Source organism: Sphingomonas sp. PWP1-2, assembly GCF_049898305.1.
GTDB lineage: Bacteria > Pseudomonadota > Alphaproteobacteria > Sphingomonadales > Sphingomonadaceae > Sphingomonas > Sphingomonas glacialis.
Genome location: NZ_JAFCXM010000004.1, coordinates 239,176 through 253,524 on the forward strand (window position 1 = coordinate 239,176; position 14,349 = coordinate 253,524).

The following is a 14,349-nucleotide window of genomic DNA, read 5'->3' on the forward strand; positions in this document are numbered from 1 at the left end:
CGCGTTAGGAGCGGTTGCCGGATGGGTCAACCCAGGCGCTTAACCTTGCGCAATCGCGCGAGCAGGTGGCGCGGGGTCAAACCGGTCCGCGGGTCGCGCCAAACGGGCGCAATCGCGCACAAGGGCGCGAGCACGAAATCGCGGTCCTGGAAGGCGGCGTGCGGGACGCGCAGCCCCTTCGATCGCCATGCGCCGCCCGACCAGGCGACGATATCGAGATCGATCACGCGTGCGCCCCAGCGCGCGCCACGCCGCCGCCCGAAAGCGCGCTCGATCGCCTTGAGCCGCGCGAGCATCGCCGGCGGCGCGACCGCGCTCTCGATCAGCACGACGGCATTGGCGAAGCGTCGAATCGACGGTCCGATCGGCGCACTGCTCAATACAGGGGATTCGGCGACGACACCGCCGAGCGCCGCGATCGCCGCGATCGCTGCGGCGACTTCTGCCACCGGGCTGCCATGCCGCCCGCGCCGATTCGATCCGATCGCGATAGCGTAACACGGCGCGTAGCAGGGGGCTTGGCGCAGGGTACAGGTTGAGTTGCTCACCCAAACCTGCCTATCGCATCGCGATGAACTTCGCACCCAGCCCGCTGCCCGAAACCGAACCTTCGCGCGATTGCCCGCTTTGCCCACGCCTCGTCGGCTTGCGCGAGACGTTGCGCGTCGAACATCCCGCGTGGTGGAACGCCCCCGTCCCCGCTTTCGGCGATCCGCAGGCGTGGCTCGGCATCGTCGGCCTCGCTCCCGGCCAGTTCGGCGCGAATCGTACCGGGCGGCCATTCACCGGCGATCGCTCGGGGCCGTTGTTGTTCGATACGCTCGCCAAGTTCGGGCTCGCCACTGGCGACTATGAGGGCAAGCCCGACGACACGCTCCAGCTCGACGGCGTGATGATCGTCAACGCGGTCAAATGCCTCCCGCCCGAAAACAAGCCGACACCCGAGGAAATCCGCACCTGCCGTCCCTTCCTCGAAGCGCAGGCCGATGCGGTCCCCAGCGCGCGCGTCTTCATCGCGCTCGGCCAGGTCGCGCATCAGTCGGCGGTCAAAATCCTCGGCGGACGCCTCCCCAAATGCCGCTTCGCGCACGGCGCCGAGCATCGCATGCCTGACGGGCGCATCCTGATCGATAGCTATCACTGCTCGAGCTACAACCAGAGCACCGGGCGGCTCACCGCCGAGATGTTCGAAGCGATCTTCGCCCGCGCCTTGGAACTGCGCGCGGCGGGCTGACCGCCCCGCGTCAGATATCCTGCACCAGCCGCCCGTAGAGATCGGGGCGGCGATCGCGGAAGAAGCCGAACGCGGCGCGGTGGCGCTTGACCCGGTCGAGGTCGAGCGTCGCGGTGATGACGCCCGTCTCCTCGCGCCCGAGCTCCGCCAAGATGTCGCCGCGCTCGTCGGTGATAAAGCTCGTCCCGTAAAAGGTCTGGCCGTGCTCGACGCCGATGCGATTCGCGGCGACCACCGGCACGACGTTCGACACGGCATGCCCGACCATCGCGCGCCGCCACAGCCGCGCGGTGTCGAGCGACGTGTCGTGCGGCTCGCTGCCGATCGCGGTCGGGTAGAACAGGATCTCCGCGCCCATCAGCATCAGCGCGCGCGCGGTTTCGGGATACCATTGATCCCAGCACACGCCGACGCCGAGCGTCGTCGCGTCCGGACCCGGCCACACCTTGAAGCCGGTATTGCCCGGGCGGAAATAGAATTTCTCCTCATAGCCCGGCCCGTCGGGGATATGGCTCTTGCGATAGACCCCCATCACGCCGCCATCGGGGCCGATCATCGCGAGCGAATTGTAATGATGCGGGCCGTCCGCCTCGAAGAAGCTCGTCGGGATGTAAACGCCAAGCTCCTTGGCGAGATCCTGCATCGCGAGCACCGCCTTGTGGACGCCGACGGGCTTCGCATTCGCGAACAACCCCTCGTCCTCGACCCGGCAGAAATATTCGCCCTCGAACAATTCGGGCGGCAGGATCACTTGCGCGCCCTTGTCGGCGGCCTCGCGCACGAGATCTGAGACATGCGCGATATTCGCGTCCATATCGGCGGAAAAGGCGAGTTGCAGCGCAGCGACGGTGATTTCGGTCATGCGCCGCCATATCGGGCTTCGCCGCGCCGATTCAAAGACGCAAAAGGAGTTGGGCGTGGAAAAGCTGTTCGAAACGATCGCGCAAAAGGCAACGGGCTGGGCAGGGCGCCCGCCCGCCTTCGTCCTCGCGCTGTCGGTAATCGTGATCTGGGGCGTGACCGGGCCGCTGTTCCACTATTCGGACACGTGGCAGCTGGTGATCAACACCGGCACCACCGTCATCACCTTCCTGATGGTGTTCCTCATCCAGAACGCGCAGAATCGCGATGCCTCGGCGATCCAGGCCAAGCTCGACGAGATCATCCGCGCGACCACCGATGCGCGCAACGCGTTCATCGGGATCGAGCATCTGACGCAGGACGAGCTCGAAGGCATCCGTCGGATGATCGAGCGCGATTGCGGCGAGAGCTCGACCGATCACCACGCCATCGAACGACTGATCGGCCGGCTCTAACCCCGAATCAGGCGGGGACTTGCTGCGAGATGCAGTGGAAGCTCCCGCCGCCGGTCAGGATCGCATCGGCACGCAAGCCAACCGCAGTCCGGCCCGGGAACAGCTGCTGCACCGCCGCGACCGCCGATTCGTCGTTGGGTGCGCCGTAGAGCGGCACCACCACCGCGGCATTGCCGATATAGAAGTTCATATAGCTCGCCGGCACGATCTCCTCGTCGCGCAGCACGCGGCCGGGCGACGGGATCCGCACCACGGTGATCCCCGGCATCGCTTCGGCCGCGGCGGCGGCATGCTGATAGACCAGCCAGTTGGGATCGTTCTCGGCCGCCTGCGGGATCGCCAGCACGCCCGGCGCGACGAAGCGCGCGAGATTGTCGACATGCCCATCGGTGTGATCGTTCATCAGCCCCTCGCCGAGCCACAGGACTTGGTCGAGACCGAGATCGTCGTGCAGCCGCCGCTCGATCTCGGCCTTGCTGAGCGCGGGGTTGCGGTTGGGGTTGAGCAGGCATTGCTCGGTCGTGACGACCAGCCCGGTGCCATCGCCATCGATCGCGCCGCCCTCGAGCACCCAGTCGCACGGCGTGACCGGCAGCAGCTTGCTCGCCGCGAGCCGCAGCCCGACATCGTCGTCGCCGGGCAAATCGTATTTACCGCCCCAGCCGTTGAAGCGGAAATCGCGCGCGCTGTGGTCCGACAGGACGATCGGCCCGGTGTCGCGCAGCCAGATGTCGCCGAACGGTTCGACCACGATCTCGGCGAAATCCCCCGCCAGGCTGCGTGCCGCCTCGGCCGCATCCTCGTCAGCGGCAACGAGGATGACGCGCTCGCCGCGACCCTCGGCATGGACCGCGCGGCCGAACGCCGTCACTTCGTCGCGCGCGGCGTCGAGATCGTCCTCCCACAGCTCGGGATGGCTCGGAAACCCGATCCACACCGCGGCATGCGGTGCCCATTCCGCGGGCGGCAGCAGCTTCGACATACGTTATTTCCCTGCACGACTCGTGTCGCGAACGGCGCGGAATTCCGCGGATTTGTACCAATTGGGCCAATCGGTGCCATCGGCGAGCTGACGCCCCAGCGCATAATAGAGCTGAACGTCCTCGACCGCGCCCGACCAATCCCATGCCGCATTATATTCGTCCTGCGGCTTGTGATAGCGGTTTTGGATATAATCGAGCGTCGCGGCGTGTCCCGCTGCGACACCGCCGACGCGCAGATCCTCGCCCGCGCCGCCATCGAACATCGGCACGCCCAATTTGGCGAAGCTGAAATGGTCCGAACGGAAATACCCGCCGCGCTCGGGATTGGGCTCGGGCTTGATCACGCGATCCTGCGCTTCGACCAGCAGCTTCATGCGATCCTCGAGCTCGGACTTGCCCGCGCCAGCAACGACGAAATCCCGGGTCCTGCCCTTGACGTTGAGCCCGTCCATATTCACCCCACCGACGGTCTGCGCGAGCGGATAGATCGGATGCTCGGCATAATAACGCGAGCCGAGCAGCCCGCATTCCTCGCATGTCACCGACAGGAAGACGAGCGAGCGCTTCGCGGCTCCGGCCTTGGCATTGGCCTCGGCGAGCGCGACGAGCCCGGCGACGCCGCTCGCATTGTCGAGCGCGCCGTTGCAGATGTCATCGCCGTTGACCGCGTCGCAGTGGCCGAGATGGTCCCAATGCGCGGTATAGAAGACATAGTCCTTCGGCGCCGTCTTGCCGGGCAGGATGCCGATCACGTTCTTCGACGCCTGGCGCTTGATCGTGTTCGCGAAGCTGACCGACGCCGTCACGCCGAGCGGCACGGCCTTGAAGCCCTTGGTCTTTGCGGCGGTGCTGAGCGTATCGAAATTCTGCCCGGCGCTGGCGAACAGCTCTTTTGCCTTCGCAAGCTGCATCCAGCCGATCGCCGCGCTCTGGTCGGCATGGTCGCCCTTCTCGTCGAGCTCCAATTGCGGGCCGGTCCAGCTCGACTGGACGACGCCCCAGCCATAGGCGGCGGGCTCGGTATCGTGGACGATGATCGCCGCGGTCGCGCCGTGGCGCGCGGCTTCCTCGAACTTGTAGGTCCAGCGGCCGTAATAGGTCATCGCCTTACCCTCGAAGAGCCCGTCGCGGCCCGGCGTCTGCCAGTCGGGGTCGTTGACGAGGATCACGACGGTCTTGCCGTGGACATCGACCCCGGCATAGTCATCCCACCCGCGTTCGGGCGCGGTGATGCCGTAGCCGACGAACACGACGGGCGAATCCTTGATCGCGATCGTTGGTGTGACGCGATAGGTCGCGAGCACCACGTCTTGGCGATATTGCAGCGCGACCGGCGTCTTGCCGCCGCTGAAGGTCATCGGCGTCACGTCGCGCGCGGTGAGTTCGACGAGCGGGACGGGCTGGAACCAGCTGCCATTGTTGCCCGGCTTGAGCCCCGCCGCCTTGAAGCGCGCGACGATATAGTCGGTCGCCTTGTCCTCGCCCGGCGTGGTCGGCTTGCGGCCTTCGTACGCGTCGGACGACAGCGTCTTCGTGACGTCCTTGAGCGTCTGCACGGATATCGCTGGCGCGGTTTGCGCGGTCGCACTCGTCGATAGCGCGGCCGCGCCCAGGATCACGGCAAACGTCGGGGAGAGGCGCATCGGCAAGCCCTTTTACTGGATTTCGCGCACCGTTCTGGCAGGCCACGATCAAACGCGCAACGCTCCGGAACGGGTCGCTTGCGGGGGATCGGAAACGCGGTATCGTGCGGAATCATAGGGGGGATTCCATGACACGACATATGCTGCGCGCAGCGCTGATCGCCTGCGTTGCCACATCACCGCTTGCCGCGAGCGCGGCCCCGGATGCAGCGGCGACCGCACCCACCGCGCTGACCGACGCGCAGCGCTTCGGCGCGCGCGAATCGGTGCAGCAGATCAGCCTTTCGCCCGATGGCAAACGCGCCGTCGTGCTGATGAGCGCGGGCGATCGCGGCGTCGCGGCGTTCGTGCTGACGGTCGATTCGGCCGAACCATTGGTCCGCGTGTTCGGCTCGAGCGGCGAGAAGGAGCAGCTCGATTATTGCCAATGGGCCACCAACGACCGGCTGGTCTGCGGGCTGCGCTTCACCGACGGCAAGGTCAGCGACATGGTCGGCTTCGATCGGCTGATCACGGTGCAGGCCGATGGCAAGAACCTCAAGCTGCTCAGCGCCAGGACCTCGACCGACGCGCTTGGCGTGATGCAGAATGGCGGGCGCATCATCGACTGGCAGGGCGACCCCAGCGGCGCCACGCTGCTGATGACGCGCCAAGTCGTTCCCGAATACAGTACCGGCACGCATCTCAACGAGACCGACCACGGTCTCGCCGTCGAACGCGTCGATCCCGCGACACTGCGCCGCAGCTTCGTCGAGCCCGCGCGCGCGGATACCGAGGAATATATCTCCGACGGGCGCGGGACCGTTCGCATCGCCGGCATCCGGCCGAAAACGAGCAGCGGCTATGGCGCGACGCATATCCGCTATGTCTATCGCAAGGCCGGCACGACCAAATGGCTGCCGCTCAGCACCGTCACCGGCGACGCACAGACCGAATCCGGGTTCGACCCCTATGCCGTCGATCCCGCGCTCGACGTGGTCTATGGCTTCGACAATCTCGACGGGCGCCGCGCGCTGTTCAAGATCGCGCTCGATGGCAGCCTCAAGCGGGAGCTCGTCTATTCGCGCCCCGACGTCGATGTCGCCGGGCTGGTCCGCATCGGGCGTCACAACCGCGTGGTCGGCGTGAGCTTCGTCACCGATCGACGCCAGACCGATTTCTTCGACCCCGAGCTCAAGAAGCTGTCGCTGAGCCTGTCCAAGGCGATGCCGGGCACCCCGCTGGTCCGCTTCATCGACGCCAGCGCGGATGAATCGAAACTGCTGCTGTGGACCGGAAGCGACGTCGATCCCGGCAAGTATATGGTGTTCGACAAGAAGACGCGACACCTCGACGCTCTGCTGCTCGCGCGCCCGCCGCTCGAGGAAGCGAAGCTTGCCCCGGTCAAGGCGATCACCTTTCCCGCCGCCGACGGCACGCCGATCCCCGCCTATCTGACGCTCCCGGTGGGCGGATCGGGCAAGGGGCTGCCCGCGATCGTCATGCCGCACGGTGGCCCGGGCGACCGCGACGAATGGGGCTTCGACTGGCTCGTCCAGTTCCTCGCGGCGCGCGGCTACGCCGTGCTCCAGCCGAACTATCGCGGATCGACCGGTTATGGCGATACATGGTTCCAGCAGAACGGTTTCAAATCGTGGCGCATCGCGATCGGCGACGTCAACGATGCCGGGCGCTGGATGGTCAAGCAGGGCATCGCCGCGCCGGGCGGGCTCGCGATCGTCGGCTGGTCGTATGGCGGCTATGCCGCGCTGCAATCGCCGATCCTCGACCCCGCGCTGTTCAAGGCGATCGTCGCGATCGCGCCGGTCACCGATCTCGACACGTGGCGCCACGAGCATGACCATTATGAGAGCTTCGCGCTGGTCGATGCGTTTGTCGGCAAGGGGCCGCATATCCGCGAGGGATCGCCTGCGCTGAACGCCGCGCAGATCGCCGCGCCGGTGCTGCTGTTCCACGGCGACATGGACCAGAATGTCGGCATCGGTGAGTCACGCACGATGGCGAGCCGGCTGCGCAGCGCGCACAAGCAAGTCGAGCTGGTCGAGTTCAAGGGTCTCGACCATCAGCTCGACGATACTGCCGCACGCACGAAGATGCTCGACAAGACCGATACGTTCCTGCGCACGTCGCTCGGCATCAAGTGACACGAAAAAGGGCGGCCCGTTGCGGGGCCGCCCTTCTTGGTTCGGATCGGCGCCGCGGCGAAGCCACGGCGTCGGTCGGTGCCTTGGGCACCGCCGGCCGAGCCGCTGAGTATGGCTGGCGCTAGCTTCACTAGCGCCTCGCCTCAGCGGCTGTAGAACTCGACCACCAGGTTCGGTTCCATCTTCACCGGATAGGGCACTTCGTCGAGTGCCGGCACGCGCGTGAAGGTGACCTTCGCCGCACCGTCGGGCGCGACATAATCGGGGATTTCGCGCTCGGCGAGCTGCTGCGCTTCGAGCACCAGCGCCATTTCCTTGGCCTTGGTGCCCAGCGTGATCTCGTCACCGACGAAGCAGCGACGCGACGCGATGTTGCACTTCACGCCGTTGACGCGGATGTGGCCGTGCGAAACGAGCTGACGCGCCGCCCAGACGGTCGGTGCGAACTTGGCGCGATAGACGATCATGTCGAGACGCTGCTCGAGCAGGCCGATCAGGTTCTGGCCGGTGTCGCCCTTCATGCGCGCTGCCTCGGTGTAGCACGCGCGGAACTGCTTCTCGGTCACGTCGCCATAATAGCCCTTGAGCTTCTGCTTGGCGCGCAGCTGGATGCCGAAGTCCGAGACCTTGCCCTTGCGGCGCTGGCCGTGCTGGCCGGGGCCGTATTCGCGCTTGTTGACAGGCGACTTGGGACGACCCCAGATGTTCTCGCCCATCCGGCGATCGAGCTTGTACTTTGCGCTTGAACGCTTCGACATGTGATATTCCTTGGCAAGTGCTTCGTGACAAGACCACCTGCCGGGGCAGGCGATCGATACCCGGTATCGCTCTATCCAGATCTTTGGAGGATCAAGGCAGGGCCACCACTTCACCGGGGTGCGGGGCCTTTTGCGAAGGTGGGCGCCTAGCCGCGTGGGCCGTGTGAGTCAAGCTGGACAGCTGCGGCCCGTCACGCCAAGACCGCTGGCATGAGCGAAATCCTGTCAGGCCCCGACTGCACCACCATGATCGAGGTCCGCGCCGGCGTCGACCAGGTCGACCGCGATCTCGTCGCGCTGCTGGCACGGCGCTTCGCGTACATGGATGCCGCCGCGCGGATCAAACCCGCGCGCACGGCGGTGCGGGACGAAGCGCGCAAGGCCCAGGTCATCGCCAATGCCTGCGCCGCGGCGCAGGCGGCCGGCGTGCCCGAACGCATCGTCGCAGATCTCTGGGAGCAACTGGTCGAAGCGTCGATCGCCTACGAACTCGCTGCGTTCGACCGACGCTGATCGCTCAGCGCGGGACGTCGACGCCGTTGCCGCGGCTCTGGTTCTGCATATGCTCGGCCGAACGCTGCCCCTCGAGGTCGAGCGACGCCCATTCGGCCTTGGTGCGGCAGACACGCTTGACGAACAGCGACCCGGTCGCTTCCTGGCTGCGGCAGACCTTCTTTTCTTTCTCGGCCGGGGCGGCCGCGGGGACCGCGTCGCTCGCATAAGCGAGACTCGGGACGCACAGCAGCAAAACAGCGATGATAGTTTTCATGGTGTTCCCCGCGACCCGACTCAGCTCGATGTAAGTCGTTGCTAAACCGCAATATAATGCCGCTACGCGCAGATCAAGGCCGCCGCGGCGTCTTCCCCGACAGCGCCGACAGCACGCCGCGCAGCGTCCGCACTTCCTGCGCCGACCAGGCGGGCTTGGTCAGCAAGGTGCGCAGCGTCCGCCGCGTCACCGGGGTGCGGTCAGGCGGATAGAAGAAATCGGTCGCGACGAGCATCGCGTCGAGCTGGCCGATCATCCCGTCGAGCTCGGCCTGCGGCGCGGGCTCGTGCAGTTCGACCGCGGGCGGCTGCGCCAGCCCCATGCCCTTCGACCATTCGTACGCGACGAGGATGACCGCCTGTGCGAGATTGAGCGAACCGAATTCGGGGTTGATCGGCACGGTGACGATCGTCCGCGCGAGCGCGACGTCGTCGGTCTCGAGCCCCGAGCGTTCGGGCCCGAACAGGATCGCCGCGCGCCCCGGCCCGGCATGGATCGCGGCAGCGGCCTGTTCGGGGGTCACCACCGGCTTGGTCACGCCGCGCTTGCGCACCGTGGTCGCATAGACATGGCTGCAATCGGCGACCGCGTCGGCAACGGTCTCATAGACCTGCGCTCGTTCGAGCACGATATCGGCACCCGATGCCGCCGGCCCGGCCGACGGATTGGGCCAGCCGTCGCGCGGCGACACCAGCCGCATCTCGACCAAGCCGAAATTGAGCATCGCGCGCGCGGCCTTGCCGATATTCTCGCCGAGCTGCGGGCGGACGAGGACGAGGACGGGGGGCGGAACAGCCGGAAGCGTGCTCACGCCTTGCCGACCTCACTCACCGTACCGGCGAACTCCTCGAAATCGCGCGCTTCGCGGAAATCCTTATAGACGCTGGCGAAGCGGATATAGGCGACCGAATCGAGGCCCTTGAGCCCCTCCATCACCATCTCGCCGATTCGCCCCGAGCGCACTTCGCTTTCGCCCTGCGTCTCGAGCTGGCGCTGGATGCCCGAGACGAGCTTCTCGAGTCGCACCGCCTCGATCGGGCGCTTGCGCGCCGCGATCGAGACCGAGCGGAGCAGCTTCTCGCGGTCGAACGGCTCGCGCTTGTCCTCGCTCTTGAGCACGGTCAGCTCGCGCAGCTGGATCCGCTCGAACGTGGTGAAACGCGCTGCACACCCCTCGCACTGGCGCCGGCGGCGGATCGCACCGGCATCTTCGGTCGGGCGCGAATCCTTGACCTGGCTGTCTTCATGTCCGCAAAAGGGGCAGCGCATCTCTTATTTGTTCAACTTTCGATAAGCGGCATAGCCGACGCCGAGCAAAGCGCCCGTCATCAGCGAAAACGGCAGCACGATCGCCGCCAGCGCACCGACGACGGCGCCGCCGACGATCCGGTTGCCTTCCTCGCCGCCAAGCAGCGTGCTGGTCTTGTCGACCGCGCTGTCGAGCACTTCGACGACATCCTCGCCAACGGCGCGGGCCATGTCTTCGAAGGTGGTCTTGGGTTTCTCGTCGCCAGCGGGATCGGTCATGTCAGCTCTCCGGGTAGATCGGGAACCGGTGACATAGTGCAATAACACGCTCCCGTACAGCGGCTTCTACCGCCGGGTCGCCGCCCTCGCCCTTCTGGCGCAGGCCGTCGAGCACGTCGGCGACCATGTTGCCGATCTCGCGGAACTCGGCGGGGCCAAAGCCGCGCGTCGTGCCCGCGGGCGTGCCGACGCGGATGCCGCTGGTCTTGGTCGGCGGGAGCGGATCGTTGGGGATGCCGTTCTTGTTGCACGTGATGTTCGCACGCTCGAGCGCTTCGTCGGCATCCTTGCCGGTGACGCCGAGCGGGGTGAGGTCGATCAGCGCGAGATGCGTGTCGGTCCCGCCCGAGACGATCTCGGCGCCGCGCTCCTTGAGCGTCGCCGCGAGCACCTTGGCGTTCTCCATCACCGCGGCGATGTAGCTCTTGAAGCCGGGTTCGAGCGCTTCGCCGAACGCGACCGCCTTGGCGGCGATGACGTGCATCAGCGGGCCGCCCTGCAGCCCCGGGAACACCGCCGAGTTGAACTTCTTGCCGAGCGCCTCGTCATTGCTGAGGATCATGCCGCCGCGCGGGCCGCGCAGCGTCTTGTGCGTTGTCGTCGTTACGACATGCGCGTGCGGCAGCGGCGAGGGATGCAGGCCGGCCGCGACCAGTCCCGAGAAATGTGCCATGTCGACCAGGAAATAGGCGCCGACCTCATCCGCGATCGCGCGGAACTTGGCGAAATCGATCTGCCGCGGATAGGCCGAGCCACCCGCGATGATCAGCTTGGGACGATGCTCGCGCGCCAGGCTCGCGACTTCGTCGAAGTCGATCAAGTGGCTGACCGGATCGACGCCGTATTGCACCGCATTGAACCACTTGCCCGACATCGCCGCGCGCGCGCCGTGCGTCAGATGGCCACCGGCATCGAGGCTCATGCCGAGGATCGTCTCGCCGGGCTTCACCAAAGCGAGCATCACGGCACCATTGGCCTGCGCGCCCGAATGCGGCTGGACGTTGACATAGGCGCAGTCGAACAGCTGCTTGGCACGGTCGATCGCCAGCTGCTCGACTTCGTCCGACGGGTGGCAGCCCTGGTAATAGCGCTTGCCGGGATAGCCTTCGGCATATTTGTTGGTGAACACCGAGCCCTGCGCCTGCAGCACCGCCTTCGACACGATGTTCTCGGAGGCGATCAGCTCGATCTGCGTCTGCTCGCGCGTCAGCTCGTGCTGGACGCCCGCGAACACCGCGGGGTCGGTTTCGGCCAGGCCGCGCGTGAAGAAACCGTCGGGCTGGACGTCGTGGAGCGTGGTGGGGTTGGTGCTCATGCCGGATCCTTTGCGGGAGCTGGGGCGCCGAGCTTGTCGACGCGGGTTTGATGGCGGCCACCGGCGAAATCGGTGGTCACGAAAGCGGTAATGCAGGCCTTGGCCATGTCCTCGCCGATCAGCCGCGCGCCGAGCGCGATGACGTTGGCGTCGTTATGCTCGCGTGCAAGCGCGGCGGACAGGGGTTCCGAGACGAGCGCGCAGCGCACCGCCGGGTTGCGGTTGACCGCGATCGAAATGCCGATCCCCGACCCGCACAGCGCGATACCGCGCTCGGCCGATCCCGCCGCGATCGCTTCGGCCAGCTTGAACCCGAAATCGGGATAATCGACGCGCGCATCGCTGTCGGGACCGAGATCGACGACGTCATGCCCCTGCCCGGCGAGCCAGGCGGCAAGTATGCCCTTTAGCGCAAAGGCGGCGTGGTCGGAGGCAATGGCGATGCGCAAAGCGAAGGCGCTCCCAATTCGATTGAGCGGATCGGCAGCGCTTTAGCCAAGCATCCGCGCAATTGCCACACTCAAGCCGGCAGAATTGCCGTGCGGCGATTGCGATACCCGCGACAGCTGGCTAGGGTGTTGATCTGTGATAGATTCGACGCCTCGCGCTTCCGTCAACTCCGCCGCCGGGACACCCGAAGCGGCGCGTCTTCGGCTCGTCGAGACGCTGGTCCGCACCGGCGAGGAAGACCGCGCGGCCTTTCGCGATCTCTATTCGCTGACCTCGGCGAAGCTATTCGGCATCTGCTACCGTATCTGCGGCGAAAGGCAGGCTGCGGAAGACGTGTTGCACGACGTATATCTCACCATCTGGAAACGCGCCGGCGCCTACGAACCCGCGCGCGCAAGCCCGATCACCTGGCTCGCGACGATCGCGCGCAACCGCGCGATCGATTGGCAGCGTGCGCAGACCGTGCGCCGCGCATCGCCGATCGAAGATGCGCCCCCGATCCTCGATACCGCGCCGCTTGCCAGCGACGTGCTGCTCGAGGCCGAATCGACGCACCAGCTGCACGCTTGCCTCGACAGCCTCGAGGAACGCCAGCGCGCCGCGATCCGCACGGCGTTTTTCGACGGCGTGACCTATGCCGAGCTCGCCGAGCGCGAGGCGGTGCCGCTTGGCACGATGAAGAGCTGGGTGCGGCGCGGTCTCGCGCGGCTCAAAGCGTGTCTCGAGGGATGAGCGACGTGCTGCCCCCCGACGTCCGCGACGACGATCTGCCCGACACGATGGCGGGCGAATTCGCGCTTGGCCTGCTCGACGGCGACGCGCGCGCCGCTGCGACCCGGCGTGTGCTCGCCGAGCCCGGCTTTGCGCGCGAGGTCGAGGCGTGGCGCACGCACCTCGCGCAATTGTTCGACCTGTGGCCCGAAATGCCCGCGCCCGATCTGTTCGCACGGATCGAGCGCTCGCTCTATGGCGCCCCCGCGCCAAGCGTCGTCGCCCTGCCGGCGCGCGCGCCGAGCAAATTCTGGCCGAGCCTGGCTGCGTTTTCGAGCGTTGCCGCCGCGGGTTTGCTCGTGGTGTTGTTCACCCGCCCGCTGCCCGTGCCGCAACCCCCGGTCGCGCCCCGTGTCGTGGTCGAGACCGGCCCGACGCTGGTCGCCTCGATCACCCCGACCGCCAAGGGCGCCCCGGTCACCGTGGTGTACGACGCGCGCGCCGGATCGCTGCGGCTGACCGAGGCGAGCCTGACCGACGCGAAGCGCACCGCCGAACTGTGGGTCATTCCAGCGGGCGGGACGCCGCATTCGCTCGGCTTGCTCCAGACACATGGCGGCACGGCGTTGACGCTCGATGCGGCCAATCGCGCGCGGCTTGCCGCGGGCGCAACGCTTGCCGTTTCGCTCGAGCCGATCGGCGGATCGCCGACGGGTCTGCCGACCGGGCCGGTGGTCGCGACGGGTGCGCTGTCGCGCGTCTAGGCGTCGGGTAAAGCGTCGGCACATTTCCAATAGGTCCGGTTGCATCCATACCCGGGTTTCGAGCGTATATCCGGCACGTCCGGACCACCGGGCGATCCGTTGGAGAGAACGCACATGACTCGCACCTTCCGCACCTCGATCGTCGCTGCAGCGATTGCGCTCAGCGGTGCCTCGCTCGCTTATGCCCAGACCAATCCGATGGTCGGCGGCGCCGCCATGTACCCGACGAAGAACATCGTCGAGAACGCCGTCAATTCGAAGGACCACACGACGCTCGTCGCCGCAGTCAAGGCTGCCGGCCTGGTCGAGACGCTGAGCGGCCCTGGCCCCTTCACCGTCTTCGCGCCGACCAACGCGGCCTTCGCCAAGCTGCCCAAGGGCACGGTGACCACGCTGCTCAAGCCCGAGAACAAGGACACGCTGACCTCGGTCCTGACCTATCACGTCGTCCCCGGCACGATCACCGCGCAGGACATCGCCGCCAAGGCGAAGGCCAACATGGGCAAGGCGACCTATGCCACCGTCCAGGGCGGCACGCTGACCTTCATGAAGTCGGGCAACGGCTGGGGCATCATGGATGCCAAGGGCCACAAGGGTAAGGTCACGATCGCCAACGTGATGCAGTCGAACGGCGTGATCCACGTCATCGACACCGTGATGATGCCATAAAAAATTGTCGCAGCGGGGTGCATCCAGCGATGCAATCCGCGCGTACCTACCGTGTCGCTGCCCCAA

Annotated in this window: 18 protein-coding genes; 7 read left to right on the forward strand and 11 right to left on the reverse strand. The window is 66.6% G+C overall.

Going from position 1 to position 14,349, the window contains the following annotated elements; translation table 11 throughout:
- Window positions 1-26 precede the first annotated feature (26 nt).
- Entirely contained in the window at window positions 27-527 is a 501-nt protein-coding gene (gene folK, locus ACP7C5_RS12100) for a 2-amino-4-hydroxy-6-hydroxymethyldihydropteridine diphosphokinase (protein WP_426264617.1), read from the reverse strand.
- 44 nt (window positions 528-571) lie between these two features.
- On the opposite strand from folK, the gene ACP7C5_RS12105 reads away from it, so the two are divergent.
- Window positions 572-1,234, forward strand: coding sequence for a uracil-DNA glycosylase (locus ACP7C5_RS12105; protein WP_426264433.1), 663 nt, complete (start codon window positions 572-574; stop codon window positions 1,232-1,234).
- Between the two features lie 10 nt (window positions 1,235-1,244).
- On the opposite strand, the gene aguB is transcribed toward ACP7C5_RS12105, so the two are convergent.
- A complete protein-coding gene (gene aguB, locus ACP7C5_RS12110; protein ID WP_426264434.1) occupies window positions 1,245-2,096 on the reverse strand; it encodes an N-carbamoylputrescine amidase in 852 nt (283 codons plus the stop codon).
- 55 nt (window positions 2,097-2,151) lie between these two features.
- Between aguB and ACP7C5_RS12115 the strand changes: the two genes are divergently transcribed.
- Entirely contained in the window at window positions 2,152-2,550 is a 399-nt protein-coding gene (locus tag ACP7C5_RS12115; RefSeq protein WP_426264435.1) for a low affinity iron permease family protein, read from the forward strand.
- Window positions 2,551-2,557: 7 nt separating this feature from the next.
- Here ACP7C5_RS12115 and ACP7C5_RS12120 read toward each other — a convergent pair whose 3' ends face one another.
- The gene (locus ACP7C5_RS12120; protein ID WP_189676425.1) at window positions 2,558-3,532 is read right to left on the reverse strand and encodes an agmatine deiminase family protein; all 975 of its coding nucleotides are present in this window, start codon (window positions 3,530-3,532) and stop codon (window positions 2,558-2,560) included.
- Window positions 3,533-3,535: 3 nt separating this feature from the next.
- Complete coding sequence (locus ACP7C5_RS12125; RefSeq protein WP_426264436.1) at window positions 3,536-5,176, reverse strand: M28 family metallopeptidase; 1,641 nt, start codon at window positions 5,174-5,176, stop codon at window positions 3,536-3,538.
- A gap of 128 nt (window positions 5,177-5,304) precedes the next feature.
- Here ACP7C5_RS12125 and ACP7C5_RS12130 point away from each other — a divergent pair, with 128 nt between their 5' ends.
- Window positions 5,305-7,320, forward strand: coding sequence for an alpha/beta hydrolase family protein (locus tag ACP7C5_RS12130; RefSeq protein ID WP_133191388.1), 2,016 nt, complete (start codon window positions 5,305-5,307; stop codon window positions 7,318-7,320).
- A 143-nt stretch (window positions 7,321-7,463) separates the two neighbouring features.
- Here ACP7C5_RS12130 and rpsD read toward each other — a convergent pair whose 3' ends face one another.
- Window positions 7,464-8,078: a 30S ribosomal protein S4 gene (rpsD, locus tag ACP7C5_RS12135; protein WP_133191387.1), complete on the reverse strand. Its 615-nt coding sequence runs from the start codon at window positions 8,076-8,078 to the stop codon at window positions 7,464-7,466.
- 210 nt (window positions 8,079-8,288) lie between these two features.
- On the opposite strand from rpsD, the gene ACP7C5_RS12140 reads away from it, so the two are divergent.
- On the forward strand, window positions 8,289-8,591 hold the full coding sequence (locus ACP7C5_RS12140) for a chorismate mutase (protein WP_426264437.1): 303 nt from the start codon (window positions 8,289-8,291) through the stop codon (window positions 8,589-8,591).
- A gap of 4 nt (window positions 8,592-8,595) precedes the next feature.
- On the opposite strand, the gene ACP7C5_RS12145 is transcribed toward ACP7C5_RS12140, so the two are convergent.
- The 6 genes from ACP7C5_RS12145 to rpiB all read right to left on the reverse strand — a co-directional run bounded on the left by ACP7C5_RS12145 (window position 8,596) and on the right by rpiB (window position 12,138).
- Window positions 8,596-8,847, reverse strand: a complete 252-nt coding sequence (locus ACP7C5_RS12145) for a hypothetical protein (RefSeq protein WP_426264438.1) — start codon at window positions 8,845-8,847, stop codon at window positions 8,596-8,598.
- A gap of 73 nt (window positions 8,848-8,920) precedes the next feature.
- On the reverse strand, window positions 8,921-9,658 hold the full coding sequence (locus tag ACP7C5_RS12150; protein ID WP_426264439.1) for an RNA methyltransferase: 738 nt from the start codon (window positions 9,656-9,658) through the stop codon (window positions 8,921-8,923).
- The gene (gene nrdR / locus ACP7C5_RS12155) at window positions 9,655-10,116 is read right to left on the reverse strand and encodes a transcriptional regulator NrdR (RefSeq protein WP_133191383.1); all 462 of its coding nucleotides are present in this window, start codon (window positions 10,114-10,116) and stop codon (window positions 9,655-9,657) included. Before nrdR ends, ACP7C5_RS12150 begins: the two co-directional genes overlap by 4 nt.
- A 3-nt stretch (window positions 10,117-10,119) precedes the next feature.
- Window positions 10,120-10,374 (reverse strand): hypothetical protein, encoded by a 255-nt coding sequence (locus ACP7C5_RS12160; RefSeq protein ID WP_426264440.1) that lies wholly within the window; start codon window positions 10,372-10,374, stop codon window positions 10,120-10,122.
- A gap of 1 nt (window position 10,375) precedes the next feature.
- Window positions 10,376-11,689, reverse strand: a complete 1,314-nt coding sequence (gene glyA / locus ACP7C5_RS12165) for a serine hydroxymethyltransferase (RefSeq protein ID WP_426264441.1) — start codon at window positions 11,687-11,689, stop codon at window positions 10,376-10,378.
- Window positions 11,686-12,138: a ribose 5-phosphate isomerase B gene (gene rpiB, locus ACP7C5_RS12170; RefSeq protein WP_426264442.1), complete on the reverse strand. Its 453-nt coding sequence runs from the start codon at window positions 12,136-12,138 to the stop codon at window positions 11,686-11,688. Before rpiB ends, glyA begins: the two co-directional genes overlap by 4 nt.
- Window positions 12,139-12,274: 136 nt before the next feature.
- On the opposite strand from rpiB, the gene ACP7C5_RS12175 reads away from it, so the two are divergent.
- The 3 genes from ACP7C5_RS12175 (at window position 12,275) to ACP7C5_RS12185 (ending at window position 14,283) form a co-directional block, all read left to right on the forward strand.
- On the forward strand, window positions 12,275-12,871 hold the full coding sequence (locus ACP7C5_RS12175) for a sigma-70 family RNA polymerase sigma factor (RefSeq protein ID WP_229839383.1): 597 nt from the start codon (window positions 12,275-12,277) through the stop codon (window positions 12,869-12,871).
- Window positions 12,868-13,614, forward strand: a complete 747-nt coding sequence (locus ACP7C5_RS12180; protein ID WP_426264443.1) for an anti-sigma factor — start codon at window positions 12,868-12,870, stop codon at window positions 13,612-13,614. Before ACP7C5_RS12175 ends, ACP7C5_RS12180 begins: the two co-directional genes overlap by 4 nt.
- Window positions 13,615-13,728: 114 nt before the next feature.
- Window positions 13,729-14,283: a fasciclin domain-containing protein gene (locus ACP7C5_RS12185; protein ID WP_133191378.1), complete on the forward strand. Its 555-nt coding sequence runs from the start codon at window positions 13,729-13,731 to the stop codon at window positions 14,281-14,283.
- The last annotated feature ends 66 nt before the right edge of the window (window positions 14,284-14,349 follow it).

What these genes read in the sequence shown, in the direction of transcription:
- ACP7C5_RS12105 (WP_426264433.1), top strand. Translation starts at nt 572, where the DNA reads ATGAACTTCGCACCCAGCCCGCTGCCCGAAACCGAACCTTCGCGCGAT.
- aguB (WP_426264434.1), bottom strand. Translation starts at nt 2,096, where the DNA reads ATGACCGAAATCACCGTCGCTGCGCTGCAACTCGCCTTTTCCGCCGAT.
- ACP7C5_RS12120 (WP_189676425.1), bottom strand. Translation starts at nt 3,532, where the DNA reads ATGTCGAAGCTGCTGCCGCCCGCGGAATGGGCACCGCATGCCGCGGTG.
- ACP7C5_RS12125 (WP_426264436.1), bottom strand. Translation starts at nt 5,176, where the DNA reads ATGCGCCTCTCCCCGACGTTTGCCGTGATCCTGGGCGCGGCCGCGCTA.
- ACP7C5_RS12130 (WP_133191388.1), top strand. Translation starts at nt 5,305, where the DNA reads ATGACACGACATATGCTGCGCGCAGCGCTGATCGCCTGCGTTGCCACA.
- rpsD (WP_133191387.1), bottom strand. Translation starts at nt 8,078, where the DNA reads ATGTCGAAGCGTTCAAGCGCAAAGTACAAGCTCGATCGCCGGATGGGC.
- ACP7C5_RS12140 (WP_426264437.1), top strand. Translation starts at nt 8,289, where the DNA reads ATGAGCGAAATCCTGTCAGGCCCCGACTGCACCACCATGATCGAGGTC.
- ACP7C5_RS12145 (WP_426264438.1), bottom strand. Translation starts at nt 8,847, where the DNA reads ATGAAAACTATCATCGCTGTTTTGCTGCTGTGCGTCCCGAGTCTCGCT.
- nrdR (WP_133191383.1), bottom strand. Translation starts at nt 10,116, where the DNA reads ATGCGCTGCCCCTTTTGCGGACATGAAGACAGCCAGGTCAAGGATTCG.
- ACP7C5_RS12160 (WP_426264440.1), bottom strand. Translation starts at nt 10,374, where the DNA reads ATGACCGATCCCGCTGGCGACGAGAAACCCAAGACCACCTTCGAAGAC.
- glyA (WP_426264441.1), bottom strand. Translation starts at nt 11,689, where the DNA reads ATGAGCACCAACCCCACCACGCTCCACGACGTCCAGCCCGACGGTTTC.
- ACP7C5_RS12180 (WP_426264443.1), top strand. Translation starts at nt 12,868, where the DNA reads ATGAGCGACGTGCTGCCCCCCGACGTCCGCGACGACGATCTGCCCGAC.
- ACP7C5_RS12185 (WP_133191378.1), top strand. Translation starts at nt 13,729, where the DNA reads ATGACTCGCACCTTCCGCACCTCGATCGTCGCTGCAGCGATTGCGCTC.